This is a genomic window from Planctomicrobium stercoris (assembly GCF_051465655.1).
Lineage (GTDB): Bacteria > Planctomycetota > Planctomycetia > Planctomycetales > Planctomycetaceae > Planctomicrobium.
Genome location: NZ_CP195791.1, coordinates 596,181 through 611,213, shown reverse-complemented (window position 1 = coordinate 611,213; position 15,033 = coordinate 596,181). Strand labels below are relative to the sequence as shown.

General features: G+C 58.3%; 8 protein-coding genes and 1 pseudogene. 6 read left to right on the top strand and 3 right to left on the bottom strand.

All coding sequences use genetic code 11. From position 1 onward, the window contains the following. Nucleotides 1-136: 136 nt before the first annotated feature. Together SH661x_RS02490 and SH661x_RS02485 are read right to left on the bottom strand one after the other, a co-directional pair. Nucleotides 137-1,180 (bottom strand): tRNA dihydrouridine synthase, encoded by a 1,044-nt coding sequence (locus SH661x_RS02490; RefSeq protein WP_437227677.1) that lies wholly within the window; start codon nucleotides 1,178-1,180, stop codon nucleotides 137-139. Then, a complete protein-coding gene (locus SH661x_RS02485; protein ID WP_437227675.1) occupies nucleotides 1,173-2,144 on the bottom strand; it encodes a phytoene/squalene synthase family protein in 972 nt (323 codons plus the stop codon). The genes SH661x_RS02490 and SH661x_RS02485 overlap by 8 nt, the downstream gene beginning before the upstream one ends. Nucleotides 2,145-2,420: 276 nt before the next feature. On the opposite strand from SH661x_RS02485, the gene SH661x_RS02480 reads away from it, so the two are divergent. From SH661x_RS02480 to tyrS, 3 genes are all read left to right on the top strand, one after another. Continuing rightward, nucleotides 2,421-6,254, top strand: a complete 3,834-nt coding sequence (locus SH661x_RS02480) for a hypothetical protein (RefSeq protein ID WP_437227673.1) — start codon at nucleotides 2,421-2,423, stop codon at nucleotides 6,252-6,254. Between the two features lie 63 nt (nucleotides 6,255-6,317). Then, nucleotides 6,318-7,382 (top strand): tetratricopeptide repeat protein, encoded by a 1,065-nt coding sequence (locus SH661x_RS02475; RefSeq protein ID WP_437227671.1) that lies wholly within the window; start codon nucleotides 6,318-6,320, stop codon nucleotides 7,380-7,382. 247 nt (nucleotides 7,383-7,629) lie between these two features. Then, nucleotides 7,630-8,862, top strand: coding sequence for a tyrosine--tRNA ligase (tyrS, locus tag SH661x_RS02470; RefSeq protein WP_437227669.1), 1,233 nt, complete (start codon nucleotides 7,630-7,632; stop codon nucleotides 8,860-8,862). A gap of 47 nt (nucleotides 8,863-8,909) precedes the next feature. Here tyrS and nadC read toward each other — a convergent pair whose 3' ends face one another. Further along, nucleotides 8,910-9,815 carry a carboxylating nicotinate-nucleotide diphosphorylase gene (nadC, locus tag SH661x_RS02465; RefSeq protein ID WP_437227667.1) on the bottom strand — a complete coding sequence of 302 codons (906 nt, stop codon included), beginning with the start codon at nucleotides 9,813-9,815 and terminating at the stop codon, nucleotides 8,910-8,912. Between the two features lie 128 nt (nucleotides 9,816-9,943). Between nadC and SH661x_RS02460 the strand changes: the two genes are divergently transcribed. From SH661x_RS02460 to SH661x_RS02450, 3 genes and pseudogenes are all read left to right on the top strand, one after another. Continuing rightward, nucleotides 9,944-11,281 carry an APC family permease gene (locus SH661x_RS02460; protein ID WP_437227665.1) on the top strand — a complete coding sequence of 446 codons (1,338 nt, stop codon included), beginning with the start codon at nucleotides 9,944-9,946 and terminating at the stop codon, nucleotides 11,279-11,281. 106 nt (nucleotides 11,282-11,387) lie between these two features. Next, nucleotides 11,388-12,164 (top strand): DUF480 domain-containing protein, encoded by a 777-nt coding sequence (locus tag SH661x_RS02455; protein ID WP_437227663.1) that lies wholly within the window; start codon nucleotides 11,388-11,390, stop codon nucleotides 12,162-12,164. Between the two features lie 29 nt (nucleotides 12,165-12,193). After that, a pseudogene (locus tag SH661x_RS02450) lies at nucleotides 12,194-14,044 on the top strand (outer membrane protein assembly factor BamB family protein); the annotation flags it as partial. Between the last annotated feature and the right edge of the window lie 989 nt (nucleotides 14,045-15,033).

The following is a 15,033-nucleotide window of genomic DNA, read 5'->3' as shown; positions in this document are numbered from 1 at the left end:
GAATTCACGGAAAACAGAAGATGATCTCAGTCATCCTGAAGTGAGTGGAATTTCCATTTCACTTCGGACCACGTCACAGACGGAAGCTCGCCAGTTGTTTCCGTGTCTTCCGTGCCTTCCGTGGTAAAAAATCTCTTCACCACTTCTCCACCGGTCCGTTGGGGACTTTGATCAGTGCTGTCGGGACCGTCGCGATCCGTTCTCCGTGGCGTTCCCGAATCTGTTGGACAATCTCCAGAAACTCTTCTTCCGATTCGAAGCGCCGCAGCCGATCTTCGAGGTCATCCGGGATGCCGAGCTGTTGTCCGTACCAGGCTGCGAATTTTCGAAACAGCCGGCAACTGAAATCTCCATGCTGTTGCAGCATGAACTGAAAATGGTCCTTGAGGAACTGGACCTGAGCGTCCGCATCGGGACTTTGCGGGCTGCGATTCTCTGTCAGGTCTTTGATCTTTGCGAAGATCCACGGGTCGAGCAGTGCTCCCCGTCCGATCGCCACCGCCGGGCATCCCGTCAATTTGCGCATCTGCAAAGCAGCCTCGGGTGTCCGCAGGTCTCCGTTGCCGATCACGGGAATGGCCTGCACTGCTTCAACAACATCACGGATTCCATTGAGATCGACCTGCCCGTTGAACCCCTGTTGACGTGTTCGTCCGTGAATGGTGATGGCAGCCACCCCCAGCTGTTCGAACTCACGTGCCAGTGCCGGTGCAGTGATCTGTTCCCGATCCCAGCCCAGCCGCATTTTGACTGTTACGGGAATCTTCACCGCCTGCACGACCGAGGCCACCAGTCCACAGGCTCCGGTGGTATCGCACATCAGCCGGGCTCCGCCCCCTTGCCCGTTCACTTTAGCCATCGGGCAGCCCATGTTGATGTCGACTCCGCCATATCCGTGGTCTTCCAGCCAGCGCGCGGCAGCGATCAGATCGCGTTGAATCCCCGAAAAAATCTGTACTGAAAGCGGTTGATCATCCGGGCTTGTCTCGACCAGTTCCCTCGACTTGGGGTGACCGGAAGTGAGCAGCGTGGCCTGCACCAGATCCGTGGTCGCCAGCCCCAGACCGCCGAGACTGCGCACGACCCGTCGAAACGCCAGATGCGTGTAACCTGCAAGCGGTGCCAGAAAATAACGGCTCGGCAGGATTCGGCTGCCGATGCGGATCGATGATTCATCCATCTCGAAGGAGTCTCTGACTGTTCTCATCCCCCGCCAGCACCGTTTGTCCGTGCAGACGTTCGTGCCGGGCTGGAGCACGCGACTTCAACATCTCCAGCGGGCTCGGACAGTTCATCCGCAGCAGACACCTGAGCGCGACACAGCCCTTCTTAAAGCGACTGAGATGAATCCGTTCGGAAAAGACATCGAATTTCGCCCGTTCGATCTCCTTGAGCAGCGAACTGTAAATGTCGAAGAACGCCAGGAAAATCCGACGACCCGGTGCTGAGAGTTGAGATTCCAGAGGAGCAGCTTCGCGGTAAAACGACCAGGCACGTTCGACCTGAAATTGCATCAGGTCGCGAAACGCCGGGCAGATGCGGCCTAGCTGGAGGTCTTCAACCGTCAGGCCGGCATTTCTCAACTCCGACTGCGGGAGATAAACGCGCCCCTGCAGCGAGTCTTCCTTCAGATCCCGCAGGATGTTGGTCAGCTGAAACGCTGTTCCGCACGCGATGGAAGAGGCTGTCGGCGGATCACCGGGATAACCCCAGATCTGCACACAGCACAGGCCGACCACCCCAGCCACCTGATAACAGTAGTGCTCCAGCTCATGAAAGTGCTCAAAAGCTCGGGGAGTCAGATCCCCCGACACTCCGTCGATGACTTCCGCAAGATACTGTTCGGGAATCTGCCGAACCTGGGAGACATGAACGAGGGCAGCCAGGACCGGATTCGAAGTCGCCTGCCCCGCCAGCGCTGAGCGCAGCTCACCTTTCCAGGTATTCAGCAGTTGTTGTCGTTCTTCGAGCGGGATGTCGGTGCGGTCCCCCAGATCATCCGTGCAGCGCATAAAGGCGTAGAGCACGCACATCTGCCGAAACATCTCCCGCGGCAGGGTGCGGAACGCAACAAAGAAGTTGCTGCCGCTGCGCCGCGCGAGCTGTTCACAGAATCGGTAGGAATTTTCGTGGCTGGAACTCACAACCCGGTGCTTTCTGAAGAAGAAGTCAGTTGTCGGAGATCACTGGCCAGCAAAGATTGGAGGATGAACCTGTTGAAATCCGGGGAACTCTGAGATCGCAGAGAATGTCCGCCTGTTGAAAGCGAAAGTCATTTCACCAGCGTGGTTTGAATTTCCCGTTGCCGGGATTGTACAGTGAACGATCAAACAATTCGAATTCACGACGACCATTCTGTGTCGATTGCCGAGACCTGACCCATGCAGATCCCCCTCCGTAAACGAACGGACTATCTGTTCATGCGACGAATTCTTTTCCTGTCAGCGTTGCTCATCGGATACAGCGTTCCGGCCATGGCGACGGAGCCAGTCCTGCAGTTTCTCGAAGGACTGCGCGGGAGAGGCTACTACGACATCGCGACCTACTATCTGGAACAGATGGAGGCTGATCCCGACATCGCCGCCGAGGTCAAGGCGATTCTGCCGTACGAGCGGGGCCAGACGTTGCTTCAAAGTGCAAAGGTCCTGACCAATCTGGAAGCCCAGCGACAGCAGCTGGACATGGCTCAGGCCGCCTTTGAAGCGTTCGTGAAGGCGGAACCGAATCACCAACTCACCGGGCGAGCGAATACTGCTCGCGGGCAGATTCTTCTGGAGCGGGCGAGAGTCGACATCTGGGACGGTGACAAACCTTCCAATGAAGGAAATCGCGAGAACTTCCGTGAGAGCGCCCGCAAGAAAATCGCAGCTGCCCGCGAGATTTTCGAAGAAGCCCGCAAACAGCACGAAGCCAACTGGAAGAAGTTTCCCGCCTTCATCCCGGAAGATCAGACTCGGGAACGAGCGGAACGGAACGAAGCAGAAGAGCTCTTCATCCGGGCTCAGCTGGATCTGGCGCAATGCACTTACTGGGAAGCGCAGACTTACGACAAAGGATCCAAACAGCGGATCGACACTCTCCGGAAGGCTGCCGGCGAATTCGAAGCGATTCATCAGCAGTATCGCAGCCAGCTGGGTGGCCTCTTCGCCCGCATCTGGCAAGGGAAGTGTTTTGAAGAGCAAGGGGACACAGAAGGGATTCGCATCGCGCTGGGAATCTACGGAGAAATTCTCGAGCACGATGGTACCACCGGCACCATGCGGAATCTGAAAGACCGCGCCCTTCGCTTCCGTCTGATCTGCCTGAACTATCCCGAGCGCCACGACTATCAGCTTGTGATTCAGGAAGCGGAAAACTGGCTCAAAGAAGCCCGGGACCGCGCCCGAACCGATGTCGGCATGGGAATTCAATGGGAACTCTGCCGGGCTCAGGAAGCCCTGGGAATGGATCGCAACACGACGGACACGGTCCGGAGAGGGCTGCAGACGCAGGCCCTGAACCGCGCCCGTGCGATCAATCGCTTTCCCGGGGAATTGAAAAATCCCTCTTCCGCGATGATTCAGCGGCTGATGGTCGCCATGAACCGCGACCCTTCCGATCCCAAGGATTTCGACGCCGCCTATGGAAACGGCAACACGCTGTATGATCAGGTGACCGCGACAAATGCCAACATCCGCAAGCTTCAGGATGAAGGGAAGCAGAAGGAAGCTCTGGAACAACATCAGTCGCTGATGGCGACAGCTGCTGAGATGGCCCGCATGTACGATCTTGCATTGCGTCTTGCGACCCCCGCCCACGACCCCATTCTGGTGAACGTTGCCCGGCTCCGGCTTTCATACGGGTACCTGCTGCAGCAGAGGTATTTCGATGCGGCTGTCGTGGCCGACGATCAGATGACCCGTTTTGCGGACAAGTTTCCGGAAGTGGCCAAGGAAGCTGGCTTCCTCGCCATGACGGCGTTCGACAACGCCTATGCCACAGCACCTGAAGGGGACCGCAAATTCGAAACCGAACAGGTGATTCAGGCGGCCAATAAAATCTGCGAACGCTGGCCCGACAGCGACCGTGCCAACGACGCCCGCAACACGGTCGCCAAGATTTACTGGAACGACGGTGACCTGCTGACCGCCGCTGAGTGGTGGGAGAAGATTCCCCCCGGAACAAAGCAATATGGTGACGCACAGGTCCGTGCGGGGAAGGCATACTGGCGACAATATGTTTTGGCCACCGCCAACAACAAGGGGGATGAGCCTGCCAACCCGGAAGATCTCAACAAGTGGAAGCAGGAAGCCATCGAGCACCTCACCATCGGGCTCGAAGATGCTGAGAAGAACACCCCGGCCGATCGCTCCCTGTCCGACGATCTGGTCGGGGCGAAGCTCACACTGGTCAGTATTCGCAACCTGGACGGTCTTTACCAGTCTGATGGAAATGGTCCGCGCGGCGCGCTGGACCTGCTGTTGAAAGATCCTCATCCCGTTCTGAAGGCAGTCGACGTCGCAGAAAACGAAACGCGTCCCAAAGACCCCGGCAAGGCAAAGAGCCGTCAGATGGCGAGCTTCGCCTATCAGCAACTGCTGCGGTCGTGGGTCGGGCTGAAGAATCTGGATGAAGCCCGCAAAGCCCGTCTTGCTCTTGAACAGGTTGCAGGCGGGGGTGATGAAGCAGCACTGACTCAGGTGTTCGTCGACTTCGGACGCGAGCTGGAGCAGGAGCTGAGCCGGTTAAAAGCGTCCGGCGACACCCGCCGGCTGGAAGACGTCCGGGCTGGATTCGAATCGTTTCTGAATGACTTGTTCCAGCGGAAAGATGGCCAGAGTTTCTACTCGCTCCTCTGGATTGCAGAGACCTACAGCAGCCTCGCGGATGCTTCAGAAGATAACCCCGCCAAGGCTGTCGAGTTCTATAACCGGGCAGCGACGGCCTATCGCACCATCATCACCATGGCTGCTTCGGATCCAAAATTCGCCAATCCGCAGCAGCTGCTCGCCTGCAAGCTGCGTCTGGCGAACTGCCTCCGGGAGCAGAAGCAGTATGGTGAAGCGGAGACAGTGCTTGTTGAAGTTCTGCGGGCGACACCCAACGCTCCCGACGCGCAGTTTCAGGCTGCCGAGCTGTACGAAGACTGGGGCGCCAGCGGGGGCGAGAATGACCGTGACAAATTCAAGATTGCCCTGTACGGAAAGAAGGATCCGGTCCATGTCTGGGGCTGGACTTATGCCGCTCAATCCCTACAGCAGGCAGTGTACAGCGATCCGGGAGGACGGCTTGACCAGTTGCTGTTCGATGCCCGTTATCGACTGGCGGAAGCCGAACGCAAATTCGGTTTATCACTGACCGATCCTAAAGAATCGAAAGAGCATCTGGTCCGTGCCCGCGCCAGCATCACAGGCTTCCAGCGAGTCTCCAAACGCTGGACCGATGAAGAATATCAGCGTTTCAACTCGCTCTACAAACTGGCTCTGGCCGACCTGGGAGAACCGGTTGTCGATCTCCCACGTCAACTCAGCGATACGGAGAAGCACGAAGAAGTTGCCGACAACAACACCCCCAATCCGACTCCAAGCGTCAATCAGACGACGAACGCAACTCCGGCAAAACCGGCAGCGGCTGCTCCCCCGCCTCCCCGGAACAATACGCTTTTGATCGTGGTGATGCTGGCCCTGACCGCCGGGGCGGTCGCAGGGATTTACTTCATGACCGTCAATCAGGGCAAGAAGAAGAAAACGCCAAAGCCAAAATCAGACGCCGACGATGCGGCAGCATTCCCAGCGTCCACGGGACCCATTCCATCCTTCGACGCTCCGGCAGACTTCATCCCTCCCAAGCCGGTTGCAGTGAAGAAGACGAAGGCAGCCCCCGCAGCTCAGGCCTTTCCGTCCTTCGGCGACTTTTCCGCTCCGCCCGCCGGAACTGCGACGACAAAACCTGTGACAGCCCGCCCGGCAGCTGCCAAGCCTCCGGTCGCCAAACCGGCTGCTGCTCCCCGACCTGCGGGAACAACGAAACCGGCGGGCACTCCCGCGGCTGCACGTCCCGCAACCGCCAGCCCGGCACCCGGCAACCCGGCTGCTGCTACTCGTCCCGCAGCGGGACCGAAACCGCCCGGCTCCGTGCCAACGGCCAAACCTCGGCCTGCGACGCCAGCTCCGCCCGGGGCCACTGCTCCGAACAAGACAGCTCCCCGCCCCGGGGAGGAAAGAAAACCGGCTGTCCCGCGACCTCCCGGCCCCAAGCCACCGGAAGCCACCTGACGTCTGAATGAAGTCGATTCGTCCGCCGTTCATTTTTCAGTCCGCAACCAGCTCTGCACTCCTATGAAAATCACCACCACACTCTCCGTCGTGACTCTCTCGCTGGTCTCCACTCTCACCTTCGGAGCGGAAATCGACACGGTTTACAAACGCAACGATTCCAAAGGCTTCGGGGGTCAGATCACGACGGCCAATAAGATGGAGGTCGTGGTCACCCAGAAGGTGGGCAACAAGGAAGAGCACTTCCCCGCCAACGAAATTGCCCGCGTCGAATTTCAGGGAGAGCCGGCATCACTGGCGCTGGCCCGCAGCAATCTGGCCAGCGGACAACTCACCGAGGCACTGGCGGCGTTTCAGGAAATTCTCGGATCGGTCGGGAGTAACCAGAACCTGAAGGGAGAGATCGAGTACCAGATCATCCGGACTCTGGCAAAGATCGCACAGGCCGATTCCACCAAAGTCTCAACCGCCGTCGAGAAGATGAATGGCTTCGCCAACGCCTACCGCGATCACTACCGGTTTTATCCCGTTCAGCAGTTGCTGGCGGAAACTGCGTTGCTTGCCAAAGACGTGGTGACGGCAGACTCCGCCTTCAGTCGATTGCAGGAAACCCCCTGGCCTGAATACCAGATGATCGGAAAGACCGGAATGGGCAGAACGCTTCTGGCGCAGGACAAGGTTGCAGAAGCCAAAGCGATCTTCGATGAAGTGGCCTCTGGCCCCGCTGCAACTCCTGTCGAAAAAGCCTGCCAGATGGAAGCCATGCTGGGACAGGCCAAATGCCTGGAAGAGATGGATCAACTTGAACCCTCGGCGGAGGTCCTCAGAAAGATCATCGACGCCGCTGGCCCGGACGATAATCGCCTCCTCTCTCAAACCTACCTGCAACTGGGAAACACGTACTCGGCCGACGGGCGGCACCTGAAAGAAGCGGTCCTGGCGTATCTGCATGTGGACGTGATTCCTTCGCTCGCAGCCCAGCCCGACCTTCACGCGGAAGCACTTTACAATCTTTCCAAGCTGTGGCCCGCGATCGGACAGCCGACACGCGGAGCGGAGGCCAGCACGAAGCTCCAGGAAGAATACCCTGAAAGCGACTGGACCAAGAAGCTCGCGGATGGACAGTAAAACTCCCGAGCCCCGGTGAACCAGGCGAACACGGGGGGGGAAGAAACGCGACCAGATCTTCCCGCTGGAGTGTCGGGTCGTGGGTTGAATGCGGGGAGCAGTTTGCTCTACCGTGTGCAGGCGATCCAGGTGTTATTTCGCGTGAAAATCCATGTGATCGCCTGTTGATCACCGAACGTCATTTCAAAAAATGCTCTCGTGTGACCGTTTTCACACCAGCATTGATACTCCATCCCTGTCTGCCACCATGTCCTTTCCATCCGTCGCTTCCCAGCTTGAAATTCTCCGCCGGGGAGTCGAGAAGATCGTTCCTGAAGCCGAGCTGGCCGAAAAACTGGAGAAGAGTCGGCAGACCGGCATTCCGCTGCGGGTCAAATACGGAATTGATCCGACCGCTGCCGATGTGCATCTGGGCCACACGGTTCCGCTGCGAAAGATGCGGCAGTTTCAGGAATTGGGCCATCAGGCTGTCATCATCATCGGGAATGCGACCGCGATGGTCGGAGATCCCAGCGGCCGCGACGAGGCCCGCAAGAAACAACTGACCGCAGATGAGGTCGAAGCCAACGCCCGGTACTATCTGCAGCAGGTCGGAAAAGTCATCGATCTGTCCAAAGCCGAAGTGCATCGCAACGGCGACTGGTTCGGCAAGATGGGACTTGTCGATGTCCTGCAGCTCTGCGGCAAGGTGACCATCGCCCAGCTTCTCACCCGAGACGACTTCGCCAAGCGCATGGCTGCCGAGTCCCCCATCTTTCTGCATGAATGTCTCTATCCGGTCATGCAGGCCTGGGATTCTGTCGTGATCAAGTCCGACATCGAGCTGGGGGGAACCGAACAGCTCTACAGCTTCATGCTCGCCCGCGATCTGCAGAAGCCACAAGGTCTCAACCAGCAGATCGGCCTCATGTCGCCGATCCTCGTCGGGACAGACGGCACCCGCCGTATGGGAAAGAGTCTGGGGAACTATATCGGCATCTCGGAAGAACCGTACGAGATGATGAAGAAGTTCATGCAGCTTCCCGATGCTGTCATGCGGTCCTACTTCGAACTGCTGACCGACCTGCCGATGTCAGAGGTCGACACCCTTCTGGCCGGCCACCCCAAGGAGGCCAAAGTCCGTCTCGCGAAAATCATCATTGAGGAATATCACTCTGCACAGGCCGGAGATGAAGCTGCTGCTCGCTGGCAGAAGGAAATTGGCGAAGGAAGCCTCCCCGGCGAGATTCCCGAAGCGTCGCTCTCCCGTCAGCTGCTCAACCCGGAAGGCTGCCTGCAGGCGGCCCAGCTTCTCAAAGAGCTGGGGCTCGTTCCGTCGACAAGCGTCGCCATGCAGCGGATCAAAGGGGGAGCGGTTTACGTCCTGGTCGGGGACGAGAAAAAGACGCTGCAGGACCGGGCTGAATGGGTTCCCGTTCAGGATGGCATGATCGTCCGGGCCGGGAAGAAAGACTGGCGAAAAGTCGTCCTGGCTGACTGAACGCCAATCAAGAAGTCGGTGTTTCGCCACCTTCATATCGCGTGCGGTTAAGCCGTCTCTCCCCAGTCGAAGCCGATGTCGAGTGCAGGCGCGGAATGTGTCAGTGCTCCCACGCTGATCCGGTCGACACCGGTTTCAGCGATCCCGCGCACCGTCTGTAAATTCACGCCCCCGGAAGCCTCGAGCAGAACGCCCGGATACTGATTGTTGCGAAGCTGGACCGCCTCCTTCAAATCTGCGTTCGACATGTTGTCGAGCAGGACAATGTCGGGGTTCCCCGGAAGGAGAGCCCGCAGCTGGTCCAGTGAATCGACTTCAAACTCGATCACCATCTTCGAGGGAGCAGACTCCCGGACATGCTGAACCGCTTCTGCCAGTGAACCCTGCTGCTGATCCCGGTACCACGCAAGATGATTGTCTTTGACGAGAACGGCGTCATACAGCCCGATTCGGTGATTCACCCCGCCCCCGCAGCGGACGGCGTATTTCTGGAGCGCCCGAAGTCCCGGCAGAGTCTTGCGGGTATCGAGAATCGACGCTCCCGTCCCTGCAACGGCTTCAACGTATTGATGCGTCAACGAAGAGGTGCCGCTCAGCAGGGTCAGAAAATTCAGGATCGTCCGTTCCGCTGTCAGGAGTGTCCGCATCGACCCCTGCAATTCGGCGATCACGGTTCCGGGGGACAACCGGCTTCCATCCGGAAGCAGATCGCTGCAGGTCACGTGTTGCGGGAACTGCTGCAGCACGAGCGGCAGGCAGACTCCCCCGCAAAGCACTCCGGCCTGCCGGGAGACGATGCGGATAATTCCATGTGCATCAGCGGGAATGAATACGGTTGTCGTCACGTCGGACTGTCCGGCCAGATCTTCCGCCAGCGCGGTCCGCACGAGATTCAGGGCTGTCTGTTCTTCGTCAGGGGTGAGCACGGAATTCTTACCGAAAATGATTAACATGGGAGAGCTGGAATCACCGTCTGATTCTAATCAACGGCATTCCGGACGACATGTCGTCAATGTGGAAAAAGAGAGGAAGCCGGCAACTCTGTCCGCTTAGAAATCGCCCCCGTCATCTGGAGTTGTTCTTGTCCGCCGTCCCAACGTTGAATTCCTCAACAAACAGCACAGCTCCACTTCGACGGGAAGTCGGGCTGCTGGGTGCGGTGATGATGGGGCTGGGTTCCATCGTCGGGACGGGGGTGTTTGTGAGTATCGCCGTCGCGACTGAGGCGGCAGGACCTTCTGTCATTCTTGCCATCGGAGTGGCGGCCCTTGTCGCAGCCTGCAACGGACTGAGCAGTGCCCAGCTGGCCGCGGCCCACCCTGTCAGCGGAGGGACGTATGAGTACGGTTACCGCTGGCTCACTCCCAGCATGGGGTTCCTCGCAGGTTGGATGTTTCTGTGTGCGAAGTCCGCATCCGCAGCGACGGCGGCCCTCGGCTTCTCCGGATATCTTCTCAATTGGATCAACCCTGATTTTCAGAGCTGGCGAGTTCCGTTAGCAGCAGCAACAGTCATCGTGATGACTCTGCTCGTCATGAGCGGAATCCGCAGGTCCAGTCGAACAAACACCGTGATTGTCTGCGTCACCATCTTCACACTCGCTGTCTTTATCGTCGCTGGTTTTCCGGCTGCAATCTCGAGAGGAACAAGCCACCTGAAACCTTTCTTCGCCCCGGTTTCCCCCGACACGCTCCCCGGTGCCGGCTTCCTGCGAGGATGCGCCCTGATGTTTGTTGCTTACACCGGCTATGGGCGAATCGCCACGATGGCTGAAGAAGTTTCCAGTCCTCGTCGAACCATCCCGACAGCGATCATGGTGACACTCTTGATTTCCATGATTCTCTATGTCGCTGTGGGAACAGTGGGAGTGGCTGCGGTGGGGGCCGATATCATGGCCTCTTCCGTCGCAGGTCAATCGGCTCCGCTGGTCCTGATTGCAAAAAACTTCAACACGACGAGCGTTGCAGGAATCGTGAGTGCGGGAGCGATGACGGCAATGCTGGGAGTCCTGTTGAACTTGTTGTTAGGACTCTCGCGGGTCGTGCTGGCCATGGCCCGTCGAGGCGATCTTCCCCGGGCATTGGCAAGCGTTCATGAGAGAACATCGAGCCCAGCCAGAGCGATCCTGACCGTTGGAGTGGTCACGCTGGCGCTCGTGCTCAGTGGTGACACCCGGTTGACGTGGTCATTCAGCGCGTTCACGGTTCTGGTTTATTACGCGATCACCAATCTGGCGGCACTGCGAGTCTCTTCGGAAGATCGGCGCTACCCGGTGCTGATCCCCTGCATTGGCCTGTCGGCCTGTCTCATTCTTGCGTTCTGTGTCGACCCCCGGGTCTGGGGATCAGGGCTGGGGGTCATTGCTATCGGGGCTGTCTGCCACAGAATTGCTCGCAGGCAGACTGGTTGGAACACCTGAAACCAGTTTCAGGTTCAGTCGGGTTCGAATCTCTTTTTGACCCATTTCTCCTGAAATGATACTCTCAGGAGACCTTTCTTTGTCAGGAACAACAGGATTTGACCGCATGAGCGATTTTGATACAGATCACGACTCCGCCGCTGATCTGCCCCCCGTTCGACATCTCTCCAAACCCCAGCGACGCGTTCTGGGAACACTCGTTGAAAAGGCGTTCACCGTTCCGGAAAGCTATCCGATGACGTTGAAAGGGCTCACGACCGGTTGCAATCAGAAGAGCAATCGCGACCCGATGACCAATTACACGGAAGACGCGGCTCTGGATGCACTGGATGAGTTGAGAAAGCTCGGACTGGTGGCGGTCGTCCACACCGAGTCCGGCCGAACGGAACGCTACCGCCACTACACCCGCAAGCGGTTTCCTTTCACCGAGCCTCAGCTGGCGATCATGACAGAATTGCTCCTGCGAGGCCGTCAGCAGATGGGAGAACTGAGGGCACGAGCCAGTCGCATGGTTCCGATCGAAAGTCTGGATGACCTGCGAAAGGAAATCGAAGGACTGATTTCCCAGAACTATGTGCAGGCCAACGGATCGCTGGACCGTCGCGGGGTCGAAGTCGATCACTGCTTCTACCTGCCCGGGGAAAACGTCCGCATGTCTTCGATGCCAGCATCGGATTCCTCTTCCGACGCATCGCTGACAGCAACGGCCCCTCCATCCCGGGCACCTTCACAGCAGGTTGCCGTTTCTGACGAATGGAAAGGAGAGCTCGAGTCGTTGCGAAACGACAATCTCGAACTGAAATCAGAACTGCAGGAATTGAAGGCGCAGCTCGAAGATTTGAAAGACAACCTGGCCAACCTGCGACAGAGTCTGGGGGCCTGACTTCCGGGCCTCAGGGATCGATGTGAACGATGCGTCGCGAGTTCAGGAGTCAGCATGACGGGATTTCGCGACGTCCGGACCGATTGGGAATGGCAATGATCCCTGAACCAGAGAGCCCCTTGTCGATCCGGGTCAAGCTGCGAAACTGTTTCCAGCTCGCAGTCGGGATCGTCTTCAGTCTTGTTCTGACACTTCCATCCACGGCACAGGATGAGGTCGCCGCTGAAGACTCCGCCGATCCTGCTGTGTCCGCTGTGCAGGCATTTTCCAGTGACAGGGAATACGACCGGGTCTTCACTGCACTGCAGCGAGCGATTCAGCGACAGGAATGGCCGGTTGTCTGCGACCGGCTCCTGCAGCTCCAGTCAGAAGAGGCGGAATCTCTGGTCAACGTGCAGGGGGTGGTCTCCAGCGTCTCGATCGCAGCTGCCCACATGCTCGATGCGCTCCCTCCCGAGGGACTGGCGGTTTACCGTCGGCTTGCGAATGACGTCGCCCGTGAGAAGCTTCAGGCAGCGATTCAGGACAACGATTTCGAATCGATTCTGCAGGTGACGCGATGTTACCGTCATACCCCCGCTGCCACTCAGGCATCGCAGCTGATCGTTCAATGGCTGCTTGATCTGGGAGAATGGGAAGAAGCGGCGCTGGTCGCTCAGCGATATGCCGACTCATCTTCCTCAAAAACACTCTCCCGGTTTCTGGCGGATCAGCAGAAGGTCCATCAACAGCAGCAGGCACTTCTGCAAGCTCCCGAGTTCCTCAGTCAGGACTTTCCTTCCCAGATCGCAGGCTGGGAGCATCGAGTTGATTTTCCGGACAAAGTGGAAGACTCGCTGAACACCACCTTTCAGGAACTGAGACTGAGCGGTCTGGGACCATACCCGTCATTGTCGTTAACTCAGGCGCCCGGGCTGGTGGTGATGTGCGGTGCCACGGGCCGGACCGGTCTCGATCTCCAGTCGGGCAAACAGATCTGGCAACGGGACATTCCCGGTTACACCGCCAGATGGATGCGGAACCCCGGGGATCTCAGCGATGCGAATCGTCGCCGGATGTTCGCGATCTCCGTGGCCCGTCGTGTGTTCGATGAATCGGTCACCACACTGACCAAAGGAGACGGCAAGCGCCTGTATTTCATCGAGCCCATTTCGATGGAAGATCCAGTCGCGAAGGTTTCGGAAGATGCAGAAAACATTTTTCCCGCCAATCGCGTCGTCAGTGCAGAAGCGGCTACCGGAGAGACCCTGTGGGTCTTCAACGGCGATCCGGTCGGCGAAATATTCTTTGCCGGTCCACCTGCGGTCTTCGGAGATCGCCTGTATGTCCTGGGAGAATCCGAAGGATCAGGCACGCTCATTCTCTTCACGCTGGAAGCTTCCACAGGTGAAGCGATCCAGCGATTGGAACTGGCTGCCCCTTTGGTCTCTCGTTCGGAACATCTGCGATCGGAGGGTCAGGCGGCGCGCATTGAAATCGATGGCGGTCATCTGATCTGCGCGACAGCCTCGGGAGCACTCATTTCCATTGATCCCTTGCTGGGAGAACTTTCATGGGCGGTCCGGCTTCCACGGGCCGAAATCGCCTCTCCCCGGATCGAACAGTTTGAACTTCAGATCAAGAGTACCGGGTTCGAAGCCTGGGACAGCTGGCAGGAGATCCAACTCTTGAGCGCTGGCGAGAATCTGATTTTCGTCAGTCCGGAATCCGACACCCTGTATGTCCTCAATCGAAATAACGGTCAGATCACATCGCGAATTCCCCGCGACGGTGCCCTGTACATCGCCAGTGCCGAGAAGGGAGAGCTGGTCGTCCTTCTCGGGAAAACCTCCGCGCGAGGTGTCGATCTTCAATCGGGACAGACCCGCTGGACGGCCCCGATTCCACAGCCGGCGGGCCGGGGAGTGCGGGTGGGCAACGATTATCTTTATCCCATCCACGAACGGGATGTCGTTCGACTGAATCTGAAAACCGGACACACAACGTACTCGCTGTATTCCGAAATCCGGATGCCGGATGCTCAGGGATTGCTCTCCCGAAAGATTCGACCTCGTCATCTGATCGCACAGGAGGGGGCTCTGTTCGAACTTTCCTTCGATGGTGTCCGCAAACTTCAATCTCCCCGGCAGGCATTGAAGCTCACACAATCCCATTCGCGGACGGACGCTCTGCAGAACAGCATCGAGCAGGGAAACTGGACAGCAGCTCTGCCGGAATTGAGAGCCCTTCTGAAATCACCCGATCGTGAAAACGTGACGGTGATCAGGGAGACTCTCCGATGCCTCCTCACAGAGGCCTCCCGCAAGGAACAATCTGCCGTCGAACAGCACAATCTGAAAACAGAGATCGCTGGACTCTTCTCCACTTCCACAGAACGGGCCGCATGGAGAAGACTCCAGGCGGAAGATCAGCTGCAGAGAAAAGACTGGCCTGCATTCGTGTCACTCTGGCTGGAAGCTCCGACAGACGAACTGGAAGCCCTGCTTCCGGATCCCCGTGAAGACCTGCGAGGCCGACTCGACCGATGGTTCCAGGCGACAGCCGAACGTGCCCTCGCCAACCTCCCAGCCACCGAAGCGGAAGAGTTGCGACGGCACATTTCCCAGCAGATCCCGCACATGAATTCTCTCGAACCGGCGGAGCAAAACCGGATCCAGATGTGCCTGGGAGAAACCTCCTGGGGAACGGAGTGGCTGCTGGCGTTGCCCGACGAGATCTCTGTCCAGCAGGATTGGATCGATCGTCAGCTTGGATGGCTGAAGTTGACGGCACACACCGATGCAGGGATCGCCTGCCGCGCCATGGAGCGACTGATCCGCGCCTATCAGGCGAGATCGCAATGGCTGGATGCGGAACGCTGGCTGAAGGA

Excerpts from the sequence above, each read along its gene's own strand:
- nadC (WP_437227667.1), bottom strand. The coding sequence starts at position 9,815 with ATGTTAATCATTTTCGGTAAGAATTCCGTGCTCACCCCTGACGAAGAA.
- SH661x_RS02480 (WP_437227673.1), top strand. The coding sequence starts at position 2,421 with ATGCGACGAATTCTTTTCCTGTCAGCGTTGCTCATCGGATACAGCGTT.
- SH661x_RS02490 (WP_437227677.1), bottom strand. The coding sequence starts at position 1,180 with ATGGATGAATCATCGATCCGCATCGGCAGCCGAATCCTGCCGAGCCGT.
- SH661x_RS02455 (WP_437227663.1), top strand. The coding sequence starts at position 11,388 with ATGAGCGATTTTGATACAGATCACGACTCCGCCGCTGATCTGCCCCCC.
- SH661x_RS02475 (WP_437227671.1), top strand. The coding sequence starts at position 6,318 with ATGAAAATCACCACCACACTCTCCGTCGTGACTCTCTCGCTGGTCTCC.
- tyrS (WP_437227669.1), top strand. The coding sequence starts at position 7,630 with ATGTCCTTTCCATCCGTCGCTTCCCAGCTTGAAATTCTCCGCCGGGGA.